The 14,871-nt window shown below is 71.8% G+C and carries 10 protein-coding genes; 5 read left to right on the top strand and 5 right to left on the bottom strand.

Features of this window, described 5'->3' with window-relative positions:
• Positions 1-6 precede the first annotated feature (6 nt).
• The 5 genes from RAN62_RS17435 to RAN62_RS17415 all read right to left on the bottom strand — a co-directional run bounded on the left by RAN62_RS17435 (position 7) and on the right by RAN62_RS17415 (position 9,215).
• Positions 7-1,353: a M1 family metallopeptidase gene (locus RAN62_RS17435; protein ID WP_305785715.1), complete on the bottom strand. Its 1,347-nt coding sequence runs from the start codon at positions 1,351-1,353 to the stop codon at positions 7-9.
• Positions 1,350-5,165: a Pls/PosA family non-ribosomal peptide synthetase gene (locus RAN62_RS17430; protein WP_305785714.1), complete on the bottom strand. Its 3,816-nt coding sequence runs from the start codon at positions 5,163-5,165 to the stop codon at positions 1,350-1,352. Before RAN62_RS17430 ends, RAN62_RS17435 begins: the two co-directional genes overlap by 4 nt.
• 146 nt (positions 5,166-5,311) lie before the next feature.
• On the bottom strand, positions 5,312-6,088 hold the full coding sequence (locus tag RAN62_RS17425) for an SAM-dependent methyltransferase (RefSeq protein ID WP_305785713.1): 777 nt from the start codon (positions 6,086-6,088) through the stop codon (positions 5,312-5,314).
• Between the two features lie 581 nt (positions 6,089-6,669).
• Positions 6,670-8,235: a M1 family metallopeptidase gene (locus RAN62_RS17420; RefSeq protein WP_305785712.1), complete on the bottom strand. Its 1,566-nt coding sequence runs from the start codon at positions 8,233-8,235 to the stop codon at positions 6,670-6,672.
• A gap of 41 nt (positions 8,236-8,276) precedes the next feature.
• A complete protein-coding gene (locus RAN62_RS17415; RefSeq protein ID WP_305785711.1) occupies positions 8,277-9,215 on the bottom strand; it encodes a LysR family transcriptional regulator in 939 nt (312 codons plus the stop codon).
• Between the two features lie 73 nt (positions 9,216-9,288).
• On the opposite strand from RAN62_RS17415, the gene RAN62_RS17410 reads away from it, so the two are divergent.
• The 5 genes from RAN62_RS17410 (at position 9,289) to RAN62_RS17390 (ending at position 14,871) form a co-directional block, all read left to right on the top strand.
• The gene (locus RAN62_RS17410; protein ID WP_305785710.1) at positions 9,289-10,272 is read left to right on the top strand and encodes a DMT family transporter; all 984 of its coding nucleotides are present in this window, start codon (positions 9,289-9,291) and stop codon (positions 10,270-10,272) included.
• Positions 10,273-10,830: 558 nt separating this feature from the next.
• Positions 10,831-11,400, top strand: coding sequence for an ECF RNA polymerase sigma factor SigK (gene sigK / locus RAN62_RS17405; RefSeq protein ID WP_369077171.1), 570 nt, complete (start codon positions 10,831-10,833; stop codon positions 11,398-11,400).
• Positions 11,397-12,146 (top strand): anti-sigma factor, encoded by a 750-nt coding sequence (locus RAN62_RS17400; protein WP_305785708.1) that lies wholly within the window; start codon positions 11,397-11,399, stop codon positions 12,144-12,146. The genes sigK and RAN62_RS17400 overlap by 4 nt, the downstream gene beginning before the upstream one ends.
• Positions 12,147-12,261: 115 nt before the next feature.
• The gene (locus RAN62_RS17395; RefSeq protein ID WP_305785707.1) at positions 12,262-13,956 is read left to right on the top strand and encodes a serine/threonine-protein kinase; all 1,695 of its coding nucleotides are present in this window, start codon (positions 12,262-12,264) and stop codon (positions 13,954-13,956) included.
• Between the two features lie 102 nt (positions 13,957-14,058).
• A complete protein-coding gene (locus tag RAN62_RS17390) occupies positions 14,059-14,871 on the top strand; it encodes a GVDTG sorting domain-containing protein (protein WP_305785706.1) in 813 nt (270 codons plus the stop codon).

The following is a 14,871-nucleotide window of genomic DNA, read 5'->3' as shown; positions in this document are numbered from 1 at the left end:
GTTTCCTCAAAGGCGACGGGGGAGGGGCGGCAGGGCCGGGCGGTCCAGCCACGCCGTGAACAGCGCGTCCAGCGGCTCGCGGGAGAACCGCTGGGCGTGCGCCCGGAACTCGGCCGTCGTCACCAGCCCGTGCCGGTGCTCGGCGACCCACGAGCGCATCAGCGGGAAGAACTGCCCGCTGCCGATCTTGTGGCGCAGCGCGTGCAACGTCAGCGCCCCGCGCTTGTAGACCAGCGGGTCGAACATGCGGGCGACGCCCGGGTCGGCGACGGTGATGCCGCCGGGACGGGAGGCCACGATGTGGTGCCAGCGGGCGGCGAGGGCGTCGGCGGACAGGTCGCCCGCCGATTCGGACCACAACCATTCCGCGTACGTGGCGAAGCCCTCGTTGAGCCAGATGTGGCGCCAGTCGGCGACCGTCAGGCTGTTGCCGAACCACTGATGCGCCAGCTCGTGCACCACGAGTCGTTCGTGCGTGCGCATCCCGTCGACATGGTTCGCCCCGAAGACGGCCATGCCCTGCGCCTCGACCGGGTCGTCCAGGTCGTCGTCGGCGACCACGACCACGTACTCGGAGAAGGGGTACGGGCCGAAGAACTGGGTCAGCGCCGTCATGATCTCGGCGTGGCGGCCGAAGTCGTACGAGAAGGGGGTGCGCAACCGGGCGGGAAGAAAAGCGCGCTGCACCACCGGCCCGGCCGCCAGCTCGCGCTGTTCGTAGCGGCCGATCTGCACGCTCATCAGGTAGGGCGAGGTGGGCTCGCGGCGCTCGTGGACCCAGCGGGTCGAGCCGGCGCCGCGCCACTTGGAGACGAGGTCGCCGGTCACCACGACGGTGTAGGGCGACGCGACCGTGAGCGCCACCCGGAAGGTCGCCTTGTCGCCGGGCTGGTCGTTGCACGGGAACCAGGAGGGCGCCCCGATGGGCTGGCTGGCGACGAGCACGCCGTCGGTCAGCTCGTCCCAGCCGATGTCGCCCCACCGGCCGCTGATCGGATGTGGCGTGCCCGCGTAGCGCACGTCGACGCGGAACGTCTCGCCCGCGTCGATCGGCCGCTGCGGCTTGATCGACAGCTTGTGGCCGCGCTGGGTGTGCTTCGCGGGCCAGCCGTCGACGCGCACGTCCTGGACCCGGAAGCTGCCCAGGTCGAGCGCGAACCGCGACAGCGCGTGCGTCGCCGTCGCGGTGATCGACGCCTTGCCGGCGAGCCGGTTGGTGGCGATCCGGTAGTCCAGGTCCAGGTCGTAGTGCTGGACCGTGTAGCCGCCGTTGCCGTGGCCGGGCAGGTAGGAGTCGGCCGAGTGCTCGGCCCCGGGCTTGGCGCCGCGGGGTCCCGGAGCCTTCGGGGTCATGAGCGCCAGATCGCGATCGGGTTGCCCAGCCAGCGCGAGTCGGCCGGCACCGCGTCACCCCGGGTGACCAGCGACCCGGGCCCGACCGTGGTGCGCGCGCCCAGGCTCGCCCCGGGCAGCACGATGCTGTGCGGACCGAGCGCCGCACCCGCGGAGAAGGTCACCTCGTCCATGCTCATCACACGATCATGGAACAAGTGGGTCTGGACCACACAACCGCGGTTCACCGTGGCGCCGTCACCGAGGCGCACGAGGTCGTACTCGGGCAGCCAGTAGGTCTCCAGCCACACACCGCGACCGATCGTGGCGCCCAGCGACCGCAGCCAGGCCGCGAGCAGCGGCGTGCCGGTGGCGAAGCGGACCAGCCACGGCACGCCCAGCACCTCGACGAACGTGTCGGCCAGCTCGTTGCGCCACACGAACGACGTCCACAGCGCGCGGTCGCCGACCCGGAACCGGCCCACGATCAGCCACTTCGCCAGCGTCGCGACCGCCGCGGCGACCAGACCCGCGAGCAGCAGGACCGGCCCGGCCACGAGCGCGGCGGCCCACGCCCCGGCGGCGGTCCAGGTCGCGAGCAAGCCCCACACCACGAGTACGCCGAGAGCCGCGCTGCCCATCACCGGAACGATGCGGCACAGCTCGACCGCCGCCCGCGCCACCTTGAGCCGGACCGGCGGCGCGTACGTGCGGCTCGCGTCGGCCGACTCGACCGTGCGGCGCAGCGGCATCGGCGGCGAGCCGAGCCACGAGGAGCCCTTCTTCGCCTTGCGCGGCGCCGACGACAGAACCCCGACCAGACCCCGCTTCGGTACGGAACGCCCGGGCGCCGTCATCCCCGAGTTGCCCAGGAACGCCTGCTTGCCGATGCGGGCGGGGGCGATGCGCAGCCACCCGTGGCTCAGCTCGTACGTGGCGACCATCGTGTCGTCGGCCAGGAACGCCCCGTCCTCGACCGTCGTCATGGCCGGCACCGCGAGCACGGTCGACGCCTCGACGTTGCGCCCGACCTTCGCCCCGAGCAGGCGCAGCCAGACGGGGGTGAACAGGCTGGCGTACAGGGGGAACAGCCCGATCCGGGCCATGGCCATCAGCCGCTCGGTGGCCCACACCTGCCACGCCACGCGACCCTGCACGGGGTGGTAGCCCTCGCGCAGGCCGACGCCGAGCAGCCGGACACCGGCCAGGACCAGGAGGGCGTACGCGAGGAACCAGGCAACGGCCGCGACCGGCGTGAGCGCGAGGGCGGCTCCGAGGTCCCGCCCGTCCCGGACGGCCGAGGCCAGGAGCGCGATGCCGGGCAGAGCAGCCACGGCCGGCACCAGGCTCAGCACCTGGCCGGTGAGCCCGTAGATCGTGGGCCAGACCCGCGACCGCCCGGGCCGCTCGGCCGGCCAGTCGCCCTTCGGCGTGCGAGGGGCCCGGACCGCGCCGGACACCGTGGTCCCCGGCGCGACGCGAGCGCCCTTGGCCACGCGGGCGCCGGGCATGAGCGTGCTGCGGGCGCCGACCACGGCGCCGGCCCCGATGCGGATGCGGCCGACGTGCACCACGTCGCCGTCGACCCAGTGGCCGGACAGGTCGGCCTCGGGCTCGACGGCCGCGCCCCGGCCCAGCTTGAGCAGGCCGGTGACGGGCGGCGCCGCGTGCAGGTCGACGTCGGGGCCGAGCTGGGCGCCGAGCAGCCGGGCGTACGTGGTCATCCAGGACGCCCCGGCGACGCCGGTCGCCCCGGTGAGGTCGGCGAACCGCTCGGCCGCCCACAGGCGCAGGTGCACGCTGCCGCCGCGCGGGTGGTCGCCGGGGCCCACGCCGCGCAGCAGCAGCCGGGCCGCGCCCGCCGCCAGGCCGATGCGCGCGGGCGGGCTGAACAGCAGGACCCAGCCGGCCACGACCCACCACCACGACACATGCGGCGCCCAGGGCAGAACAAGGTTGCTGACGGCCGCCAGCACGGTTGTCCAGCGCAGGCCGACGAAGACGAGCATGGGCAGCAGGAGGACGGCCTGGAGCAGGCCGGCGCGGCGCGGGGTGGGGCGGACGTCCGGGCGTACGGCGGAGGTGGCCTCCATGCCGTCCAGGCGCGCGGCGAGGGCGCCCAGGCCCGGGTGCTGGTAGATGTCGGCGACCGAGGCCTGGGGGTGGACCCGGCGGATGTACGCGACCAGCTGCGCCGCGGTGAGGCTGCCGCCGCCGCTGGTGAAGAAGTCGGCGTCGGGGGCGGCCGGGCGTACGCCGAGGATCTGCTCCCAGCCGGTGGCCAGCCAGTCCTCGGTGTCGGTGAGCTCTCCCTCGGTTTCCACGGCCAATGGCCAGGGCAGCAGAGCGCGGTCGACCTTGCCCGACGTCTTGGTGGGCAGGTCGTCGATCACGGCCAGCAGCGGGACCAGGGCGGCGGGCAGGTGCTCGCGGAGCTGCTCGGTGGCGGCCGTCTTGTCGAAGTCCGCGTCGTCTTGCAGGACGATGTAACCGACAAGCAGTTGGTTGCCCGCGGCAGTCGTCTTGACGGCGGCGGCCGCGCCGGCGACCCCGGGCAGCGCCGACAGCGCCGCGTCGACCTCGCCCAGCTCGATCCGGCGGCCGCCGAGCTTGATCTGCTCGTCGCCGCGCCCCAGGAAGAGCAGCCCCTCGGGCTCGGCCCGCACGATGTCGCCGCTGCGGTAGGCCCGCTCCCAGCCCAGCGCGGGCAGCGGCGCGAACTTCGCGGCATCCTTCTCCGCGTCCAGATAGCGGGCCAGGCCCACGCCGCCGATGACCAGCTCACCGGTCTCACCCATGGCCACAGGCAGCCCGTCCGGCCCGACGACCACGAGCTCCCAGCCGTGCAGCGGCAGCCCGATGCGCACGGGCCCCTCGCCGGTCAGCCGGGCGGCGCAGGCGACGACGGTCGCCTCGGTCGGCCCGTACGTGTTCCAGACCTCGCGCCCCTCGACGGCCAGCCGCTCGGCCAGCTCGGGCGGGCACGCCTCACCCCCGAAGATCAGCAGCCGTACGTCGTCGAGCGCCTCGACCGGCCACAGCGACGCCAGCGTCGGCACCGTCGACACGACCGTGATCCGCTGCCCGGCCAGCCACGGGCCGAGATCGACGCCGCTGCGCACGAGCGACCGCTGCGCGGGCACCAGGCACGCGCCGTGCCGCCACGCCAGCCACATCTCCTCGCACGAGGCGTCGAACGCCACGGAGAGCCCGGCCAGCACCCGGTCGCCCGGGCCGATCGGCTCACCCCGCAGGAACAGCTCCGCCTCGGCGTCGACGAACGCGGCGGCCGACCCGTGGGTGACGGCGACGCCCTTGGGCGTACCCGTGGAGCCGGAGGTGAAGATGATCCAGGCGTCGTCGTCCGGTCCCGGCCTCTGCTGGGTCCCGCGCGGCGTTCCGCGCAAGGTGAGCCCCTCGCCCAGGACCGCACACACGCCGGCCTCGCGGAAGACGACCTGCGCGCGCTCGTCGGGATCGTCCGCGTCGACCGGGACATAGGCCGCGCCGGCCGCCAGCACGCCGAGAATCGCCAGATAGAGCTCGGCCGAGCCGGACGCGATCCGCACACCGACCCGGTCACCCACGCCGATGCCGTGCCCGGCCAGCGTCTGCCGCAGCGCCTCGATCTCGTCGGCCAGCTGCCGGTACGTCAGGACCCGCGACCCGTCGTCGATCGCCGCCGCCGACGGGTGCCGGGCCGCCGTCTCCTCGACGATGTCGAGCAGCGTGCGCCGCACCGGGGCGGACTGGGCGCGAAACACCGCCGGCGCGAACGGCGCCACGGAGAGCTCGGGCAGGGTGATCAGCCGCAGGTCAGTCGTCACAGTCAACGGGCGCGTCCCACTTTCGCCTCACGGGTCGGCTTCAGGCCCGCGGCGCGCACATCGACGAGCTGCCCAGGGCAGCGATCCACGCTACGTGCTTTCGCCGCCCGATGACGGCCCAATGAAGGATTCGTGTCCGACGACACACCCCCTCACGGCTTCAAACCGATTCCGCACCACCCGTCCGTGACGGCGTCCGCGACAGGGGATTCCGGTCGCCAGTGCGGCGTCGGCACCACGCCCGGCTCGACCGGCTCGAGCCCGCTCAGATAGCCGGCCACCTGCTCCGGGCTGCGCAGATGATAGGGATGCCCGGCCCGATTGGCCCGCCGCTGCCCCTCGACGATGCCCGCACTGGTCGCCGTCCCGTCGGCCACCATCAGATAACTGCCCGAGGGTACGGCCCCCAGCAACCGATCCACGATCGTGCGCGCCTCGGCGTAGTCCGCCACGTTCCCGAGAATCCCCAGCATCGTCAGCGCCACCGGTCGCGAGAAGTCCAGCGTGCGCGCCGCCTCCCGCACAATCCGGGCCGGATCCTCGACGTCCGAGTTCACGTACGCGGTCGCCCCCTCGGGCGTACTCGTCAACAACTCCCGTGCATGCGCCAGCACCAGCGGATCATTGTCCACGTAGACGACCCGCGCATCGGGTGCCACGGCCTGCGCCACCTGATGCGTGGTCCCCTCAACGGGCAGCCCGGTCCCGATATCAAGGAACTGCCGCACACCCGCCTCCCGAGCCAGCCACGTCACCCCACGCCGCAGAAACCGCCGCTGCTCCCGCGCCACGACCACAATCTCCGGGAACGAGCCCTTGATCTGGTCCCCGACCACCCGGTCAATCTCAAAGTTGTCCGTGCCGCCGAGCAGGTAGTTCCAAACCCGCGCACTGCTCGGCCGGGTCGTGTCGATCCCCGCCTCCGTCATACTCCGCATCCTCCCCACCACCTCGGACAATGTCCAGAGAGGACCTTTACGGGACCCTCGGCCTGTGCCTCACCAAGCCCGACCGGGGCGCTCACCGGCGGCTCAGCCGACGTGAAATCGCTGACCAGCGACCTGGTGGCGTGAGCGTTCGCCATCTCGACGCATCGAGGTGTGTTGAGTGGGGGTGACTTCAGAGCCGTTCCTCAACGGCGAGGGTCAGCGGTCGAGGGTGGGGACGAAACCCTGGCTCGGCCAGTTGCCCGTCGCACACCAAGTCGGCCTCGGTCTGGCTGAGGAAAATCATGGCGGTCATCATCCGTGGCGGCTGAGGGCCGAGACCGGCTACCACTGACACGTCAGCGCCTTGCGGGCGCGGCACTGCCGACGAGCGGGTTGATCGTGCAGCGTGAGCTGCGGGACGCTGCCTGGGACTGGCTTGGGGCGACTCGGAGCGTGGCAGATGCGAGGGCGTATCTCAAGCGCCGGGAGGCGAGTGTGCCACCCGGATCCGCGTGTTCGGACGGGGCCGCAGTGAGCACGGCCGGCGCCACGCCGGCCGTGCTCGCTGACGGGTCGTCGGATCAGTGGGTGCCGGCTCCGAGGCGCTGGAGCCGGGCGCCCGTGGAAGCTTCGCTGCGGACGACTGCGGCCGGTACGGGCGCTGTGGCCGGGGTGACGGTCCAGTCGGGGTGGCCGGGCATGGCGGGCGTCTTTGTGCCGTAGAGCCAGGCGTTCAGGAAGCCGCGCAGGTCACGCTGGGCCACCTGCGAGGCGAGCGCCACGAATTGGGCCGAGGACGCGGACTTGCCCCGGTACTTGGTGACCCAGGCCCGTTCGATGCGCTGGAATGTCGCCGCGCCGACCTGCTGGCGGAGGGCGTAGAGGACGAGGGCGCCGCCGTCGTACACGTTGGGGTTGAAGACGTCCCAGATGGAGTCGGAGCGCAGGGGCGCGGCCACCGGGCCGTAGGTTGACCGGTAACGGTCGCCGGAGGCGTAGACACCCTTGAAGTACGTGTCCAGGTCGGGTGCTCCGGCGTACTGCTGGAGGTAGCCCTTCTCGTCGGCGTAGACGAGCTCGTACCAGGTGGCGTGGCCTTCGTTCTGCCAGACGTTGCTCCACTCGTACGGTGCGACGCTGTCGCCGAACCACTGGTGGGCCAGCTCGTGGGTCATGATCGGATTGAGCACGTACGCGGGCCGGGCGAACAGCCCCGTGTCGTACAGCGACAGGGTCTGGGTCTCGAGCGCGAAGCCGAGGTTGGCGTCGATGACCAGCGAGCCGTAGTTCTCGAACGGGTACTTGCCGACCTTGCCCTGCATCCAGGTCACCTGGGAGCGCTCGGCGTCGGCCTTGGGCAGCAGGGTGCTCGCGAACCGGCGCGGCACGACGTCGCGGATCGGCACGCCGCCCGCGGCCGGGCGCTTCTGCACGACGTAGTCGCCGGCGACGACCTGCACCAGCTCACTGGCCATCGGCGCCGATTCCCGGTACGTCGACGTCACCGCGTTTCCGCTCGTCTTGTCACGGACGTGACGGCCGTTCGCGACCGCCGTCCAGCCCTTCGGCACGGTCAGCGAGATCGTGTACGTGGCCTTGTCGCGCGGGTGGTCGTTGCTCGGGAAGAGCAGGTGCGACGTGTCCGGCTGTCCCGCCAGCACGGTCCCGTCCGGGGTGGTCACGAAGCCGACCGGCGAGTCGGCGTTGGCCTGCACCGGCGTGGCGGTGAACCGGCTGACCGTGACGGTGAACCGCTTGCCCTTCCGCAGCGCCTGCCGCGGGGTGATCACCAGCTCGTCGCCCGTGCGCGTGAAGCGGGCCGCGTGCCCGTTCACCGACACCGCGCCGACCGAGCCGCCCCCGAAGTCCAGATCGAAGCGGGACAGCGCCTGCGTCGCCACCGCCGAGATCGTCACCGTACCGGTGATGGTCTGGGCCGGGTCCTTCGCCGGGTAGCGCAGGCTGAGCGCGTAGTCCCGCACGTCGTACCCGCCGTTGCCGAGCAGCGGATAGAGCCTGTCGCCCAGCCCGGGCGCACCGGGCGTGCCGTATGTCGCCTGCGCCGGCGTCGCCCCGGCCACCGTGACCAGCGCCGCAGCCCCGGCCGCGACGGCGGCGGATAGACGCTTGTTTCTCCATACAGTCATGTTGCGGACGCTACGCCCGCCCCGCAAAGATCGATACCGACTTACGTCCGATGTGGCTCGTCCGAGGTGCCCGTCCGGCGTGCCTGGTCCGTCACCACGGTCAGGAAGGCGGCGAGCGCGGGCGACGGCGGGGTGTCCCGGGTGACGACCATCAGGCGGCGGGCGAGGGTGGCGCCGGCCAGGTCACGGACGGCGACGGCGGGATCGGCGGCCGGAAGGGTCAGCCGGGGCATCAGGGCCACGGCGACCCCGGCCCGGACGAGCTCGAGCTGGATGTCCGCGTCGCTGGAGAGGTGCCGCAGGTCGGGCTCGTAGCCGCCGATCGACCGGCAGACGCCGAGGACCATGGCGTGGTGCCCGGTGCCGGCGTCGGAGGCGGTCCAGACCTCGGCCCGCAGGGCGGTGATCGCCACGGGCCCGCCCGGTCCGGCCAGCGGATGCCCGGCCGGCAGAACCACCTTGAGCGGCTCCTCGAGCAGGGTGGCGAAGCGCGTTCCGGCGGGGCGGGGCCGCGGATGCCCGTCGTACTCGTCGCCGATGACCAGATCCACGGCACCCAGGCGCAGGCCGGGCAGCGCTTGCTCCAGCTCGATTTCCGACATTTCCAGGCGTACGCGGGGATGGTCCGCCGCCATCCGGGCCACGGCCGGGACCAGGATGCGCCGGGCCGCCGACTGGAGCCCGCCCGCGCGAACCGTGCCCCGGACCTCACCCCCGAGTGCGGCCAGGTCGGCCTCCGCCGCCTCCGCGGCCGCCAGCAGGATCCGCGCGTGCCGGGCCAGCACCCGCCCGGCGTCGTTGAGGCGCAGCCCCCGCCCGGCCCGCTCGGTCAGCGGGGTGCCGGCGTCCTTCTCCAGCAGGGCCAGCTGCTGCGAGACCGTCGACGGGCTGTAGCCCAGCGCCGTGGCGACGGCGGCCAGCGTGCCCCGCTCCTCGAACTCGCGCAGAAAGCGCAACCGCCGGAGGTCCAGCTCGACCATGCGAGAATCCTAACGAATACGGTACGGGATTCATCGCTGGTCCCGAACGGTGCGGTGCCGCATGCTCGCCCTCATGGGTGCGGTTCTGTGTCTCGTCTCCGCCGCGTGCTTCGGTGCGATGGCGATTTTCGGCAAGCTCGCGTACGACGCCGGGGTCACGCCCGGCGCCCTGTTGCTGGTGCGCTTCACGCTGGCGGCCGCGCTGCTCGGCCTGGTCCTGCTGGCCCGCCCGGAGCTGCGGCGCCCGGCGGCCCGCGGCCGGGTGCTGGTCACCGCGATCGGCCTGGGAGCTGTCGGGTACGCCCTCCAGGCCGGCCTCTTCTTCGCCGCCCTGCAACGGATGGACGCCTCGCTGCTCTCCCTGATCCTCTACACCTATCCGATCCTCGTGACCGTGGCCGCCGTCCTGCTCGGCCGCGACCGCCTCACCCGGCGCCGGACCCTCGCCCTGGTAGCCGCCTCGGCCGGCACCCTGCTGGTCCTCCTCGGGGCCGGCGGCGGCACCTTCGACCCGGCTGGCACAGCCCTCGCCGGCGCCGCGGCCGTCGTCTACACCGCCTACATCCTGGTGGCCGACACCGTCGTGCACCGGGTCGCCCCTGTGGTGCTGTCCGCCCTGGTCATGACGGGCGCGGCGGCCTCGTTCGCCGTCCGCGCCGCGGTCACCGGCGGCGTCGGCACCGATTTCGCCCCGCGCGGCTGGTTCTGGCTGGCCTGCATCGCCGTGATCTCGACCGTTGTGGCGATGCTGACCTTTTTCGCCGGCCTCGGGCGCATCGGCCCCTCCGCCGCGGCAATCCTTTCCACCCTCGAACCCGTCGTGACCACCGCCCTGGCGGCGCTGACCCTGGTCGAGTCCCTCACCCCTGCCCAGCTCGCGGGCGGTGTCCTTGTCCTCGCGTCGGTCGCGGTGATCCAGCAACGCGGCGGCGGGAGCGTCAGCTCATCCGCCCCAAGCCCCCGGCCGTTTCGCCCAGGTCACCTCACGCGCCTTGCCACGCGTCCCCGAGGCACTCGTGCACTGCGTCGAGCAGTGCGTCTGGACCGGCCTCGATGACATCAGGCGGCGGCACCAGCGTCACCACAAGCTTGGCGGGACCACCTTGCTCGTCGACGGTGAGCGTGAAGTCCCTCTGAGTGATACCGCTGGGAGTGAAGACCGGCGCGCCGAACCCTTGTAGGTGACACCGAACTGGCCAGGTGCCCGCTCACAGCGAAGCCTTGCGGGTCTTTGTGCCCTCTCCGTCGAAACGGGGGAACTCAGCGAGTGGAGTAAAGGACGGTTACGCGGGTAGCCGACTGCTGGTGCCGCCCACCGGAGGCAGCGGCGAATTGTGGGAGGCGTTATGTCCGATGAAGCGACCCGTCCTGAGCGGCCCGGCCGTGATGCGCGTGAAGACCCGCCGACGGACGCGGCTGATCCGCGGCAGCCGGCTGCTCGCCGGAGGCGGCAGATAGGTTCCGCCGGTGGGGGTCCGTATGCTGCCGGTCATACGAAGGACCAGCACCCTGGCCGCGACGAGGAGCAGTAGACGGCGGTGACGGCCTTGTCCACGGCGGAAGGCAGACGACCATGGCAGAGCGTCATCCCGGCAGCCGGCCGCACCTGGCACCGGTGACCGACCCGGATCCGCCGCCTGCGATCGACACGCTGCTCGCGGCGGTCGCGCGTAGCGACCGGGAGGCGTTCACGCGGCTTTACGACCTGGTCGCGCCGCGCGTGTACGGCCTGGTCCGGAGGGTGTTGCGCGATGCCGGTCACGCTGAGGATGTCGCGCAGGAGGTGATGGTGGAGGTGTGGCGGGCGGCGGCCCGGTTCGACCCGGCCCGGGGCTCGGCAACCGGATGGATTCTCACAATCGCGCACCGCCGGGCGGTGGACCGGGTGCGATCCGAACAGGCCGCTGCGGACCGCACCGTCCGAGTCGGCGCGGCGTCGGTCGACACCGCCTACGACGTCGTGGCCGACGAGGCGGCGACACGTCAGGAAGTTCGCGACGTACGCCGCTGCTTGGACGCACTGACCGACCTGCAACGTGAAGCCATCACTCTCGCCTACTACCAAGGGCGCTCCTATCCGCAGGTGGCGGAGCTGCTCGGAGCGCCGGTGCCGACGGTGAAGACCCGGATGCGTGACGGGTTGATCCGGCTGCGGGACTGTCTGTCCACGGCGGTGACCGCATGACGGCCGACATCCACTCCCTGGTCGGGGCGTACGCGTTGGACGCGCTCGACGACCTCGAGCGCGCCGCGTTCGAACGGCACCTGCGGGACTGCTCCGACTGCCGCAGCGACGCTGATGAGTTTCGCAAGACAGCGTCGCGCCTGGCCGATGGCGCCTGGTCGGTGCCGCCCCCGAGACTGCGGGACAGCGTCCTGGCCCAGATCAGCAACACCCGGCAGCTCGCCCCCTCGAGCCCGGATCCGGTGCCCGCCCGGATCGGGCGGATCGATCAGCCACGCCGCGTGCGGCTGATCACCGCGGCCGCCGCGGTCGTCGCCGCAATGGCGGCCGGCACGGCGGTTTATGCCGTTCAAGACCGGCGCGTACGTCAGGAGCAGTCGATCGCCGAGGCCGCGCAGGACAGCGAAGCGCGTATCCGGGCGATTCTCGCCGCCCCCGATCTGACCCTCCGCGAACAGCCGCTGACCAGCGGCGGCCGCGTGACGGTAGCTGTGTCCCGGCTGCGTAACGCCGGAGTGATCATGCTGGCTGCCGACGACGCGCCGGCCCGGGGCCGGATCTACCAGCTGTGGACCATTCGCTCGGAAACGCCGACCTCGGCCAAGGCGCTCACCGAGGGCGAGTCCACGGCCGTACAGATCGTCGAAGGCCTTCCCGGTGCCTCCGCGGTCGGTGTGACCGTCGAGCCCGCACCCGGGTCGACCACGCCGACGACTCCGCTCGACGCCCTGGTGACACTGACCTGACCCAGCCGGACCTGTCGCCGAGCACGTGCGACACGAGTGCATCGAAGACCAAGCCGGAACCCGGGCCGCTCCGAACCACCGTGGTGGATGCGACAGCGGTGACGGGCGGTGCGGCATGGACTCCGACAGCGAAGTAGGCACGGCTCGCCCCAGAGGCATGTTGACGGTGGCCGGCCGGTACCGTCTGCTGGCGCTGATCGGGTCCGGCGGCATGGGCCGGGTGTGGCGGGCCCGCGACGAAGTCCTCGACCGGCTGGTGGCCGTGAAGGAACTGTTGCCTCCTGCCGCGTCGCCGGTCGCCGACCGTCGGATCGCGCAGCTGCCGACCATGCGAGAAGCGCGGGCGGCGGCCCGGCTGGAGCATCCCAGCGTCGTACGCATCTATGACGTGCTGCAGGTAACCGGCCGCACCTGGATCGTCATGGAATATGTCGAATCCGAGTCGCTGCAGCAACGGGTGACCCGTGACGGGCCGCTGCCACACCAAGACGCAGCCCGCATCGGCGTGGCGGTCCTGCAAGCTCTGCGGGCGGCCCATGCTGCGGGGGTGGTGCACCACGACGTCAAACCGGCGAACGTGTTGCTGGCCGCCGACGGCCGCATCATGCTCACCGACTTCGGCCTGGCCACTCTGGACACCGCAGCCGCGGTCGGCGATGGCACACAAACCGCGCCGCTGCTCGGATCGCCGCACTACGTCGCACCGGAACGGCTGCGCGGTAGCGACCCGTCGAGCGTGGCCGGTGATCTGTGGTCGCTGGGAGCGACGTTGTATACCGCGGTGGAAGGGCGCCCCCCGTTCGACCGCTCCAGCATCGCGGAGTCCTTGGCCGCGGCTCTGGTCGAGGAACCGGACCCGCCGCAGCATCTGGGTCCGCTGCACCCGATCATCGCCGCGCTGATGGTGCGCGACCCGGCGGCGCGAGTTACCGCAGGCCAAGCCCATGAATCCTTGCAAACGATCACGCACCGCGCGATGGGCGTCTCGGCGGTCCCGGCTCCGCGCCGGCCACCCGACGACGTCCGGTTCCGCCCCGCCGTCGTTGCCGCCCGAGTCCCAGTGGCACCACCGCGACCGGCCTCGGCCACTGCGGCGCAGGAGCAGGCCCGACCGCGCTCAAGCCGCAGGCGGTCGGTCGTCGGACTGGGTGTCGCCGCTGTGCTGCTCGCCGCGGGCAGTGCAGTCGTGGCCCTGAACCGAGACGAGGGACGGCAGACGACAGTTCGCAGCGTGGCCGATCCCGCCGCTTCGGCGACTACCGCGATCAGTGCCTGCGATCCGGCTGACCGGCAACCGCTGACAACGCCATCCGCAGAGCCTGCTGCCGGTGCTGTTCCGCCCGGGTGGCGGGCATACCGGGACCCGGCCGGTTTTGCGGTCGCCACACCCGAGGGCTGGACCCGCTCACAGATGAAGTCCCTCGTCTGCCTCCGGGCGCCCGACGATTCCGTGACATTCACGGTCAGCAGCCCATCCGCCACGGCGGAAGACCCGCTGCAGCACTGGCAGAACGCCGAACAAGCCGCCCTCACCCGCGGCACACTGCCGGGATACCGGAAAGTCGCCATGGGTGTGCTGCTGGTGACCGGCGGCGGAGCCGATTGGGAATATTCATGGCAGCCGCCGAGCGGGCCACGGCTGCACACCCGCCGGATACTGCTGCCTGCCGGCGGCGCCCGCCCGTTCGAGTTGTCATGGACCACCCAAGACCGTGACTGGACCTCTCAACTACGCCGTCAGCGTGCGCTACTGGCCACTTTCCGGGATCCGCTGGTGACCGCGTCAACCTGGGCTGTTCCGGCACCGTGACGGTGAAAAGAGCCGGATTAACAATGTCTTTCGATATTTGACCCGTCTGCGGCATCGCCCGTTCCGAATCCCTGATGACAACGATCGACAAGGGAGAGAATCGTGAAGCTACGCCGAACCCTGCTGGCCGTCCCGGCCGCAGCCGCCATCCTGCTCACCGCACCCACGGCCGCGTTCGCCGACGAGAGCGTCCACGTCCGGCTCGACGCGCTGAACAAGTCCGGTTCCACCGGCACCGCGACGCTGACCGCGATGGACAACGGCGACCTGAAGGTCAGCATCCGCTCGAAGGGTCTGGTCCCCAACTCGCCGCACGCCCAGCACATGCACGGATCCACTGACGGCATGGACTTCCACTGCCCCGACATGTCGGCCGACAAGGACGGCGACGGCTACCTCACCACCGAGGAAGGCGTCCCGATGTACGGCGACATCTTCGTCTCGCTGACCACCAAGGGCGACACCACCAAGGCCAGCGGCCTGGCCGTCGACCGGATGCCGACCGCCGACGCCCAGGGCAACCTGTCCTACGACCGCACCATCGCCGCCGCCGACCTGCCCAAGGGCACCCTCGAGCACCTCAAGGACCTGCACGTCGTCGAACACGGCATCGACGCCAACAACAACGGCAAGTACGACATGGACGCGCTGGGGGAGTCGACGCTGGCGAAGTCCGCGGGCCTGAGCGGTATCCCGGAGGAAGCCACTGACCCGGCCAACTGCGGCATGGTCTCCGGCGCGGCCGCCGGCTCCGTTCCCGTGGGCGGGGTCGCCACCGGAGACGGCAGCACCCGCAGCAGCACCGCCCCGCTGTACGGCTTCGGCGGCCTGGCCCTGCTCGGCGCGATCGGCGCGTTCGTGATCAGCCGCCGGCGCTCCTTCGTCGCCCCGCGCGAGCTGCGTGATCGGAGCTGA

The organism is Symbioplanes lichenis (genome assembly GCF_030709675.1).
Classification (GTDB): domain Bacteria; phylum Actinomycetota; class Actinomycetes; order Mycobacteriales; family Micromonosporaceae; genus Actinoplanes; species Actinoplanes lichenis.
This window is presented reverse-complemented; position numbering and strand designations above follow the sequence as displayed.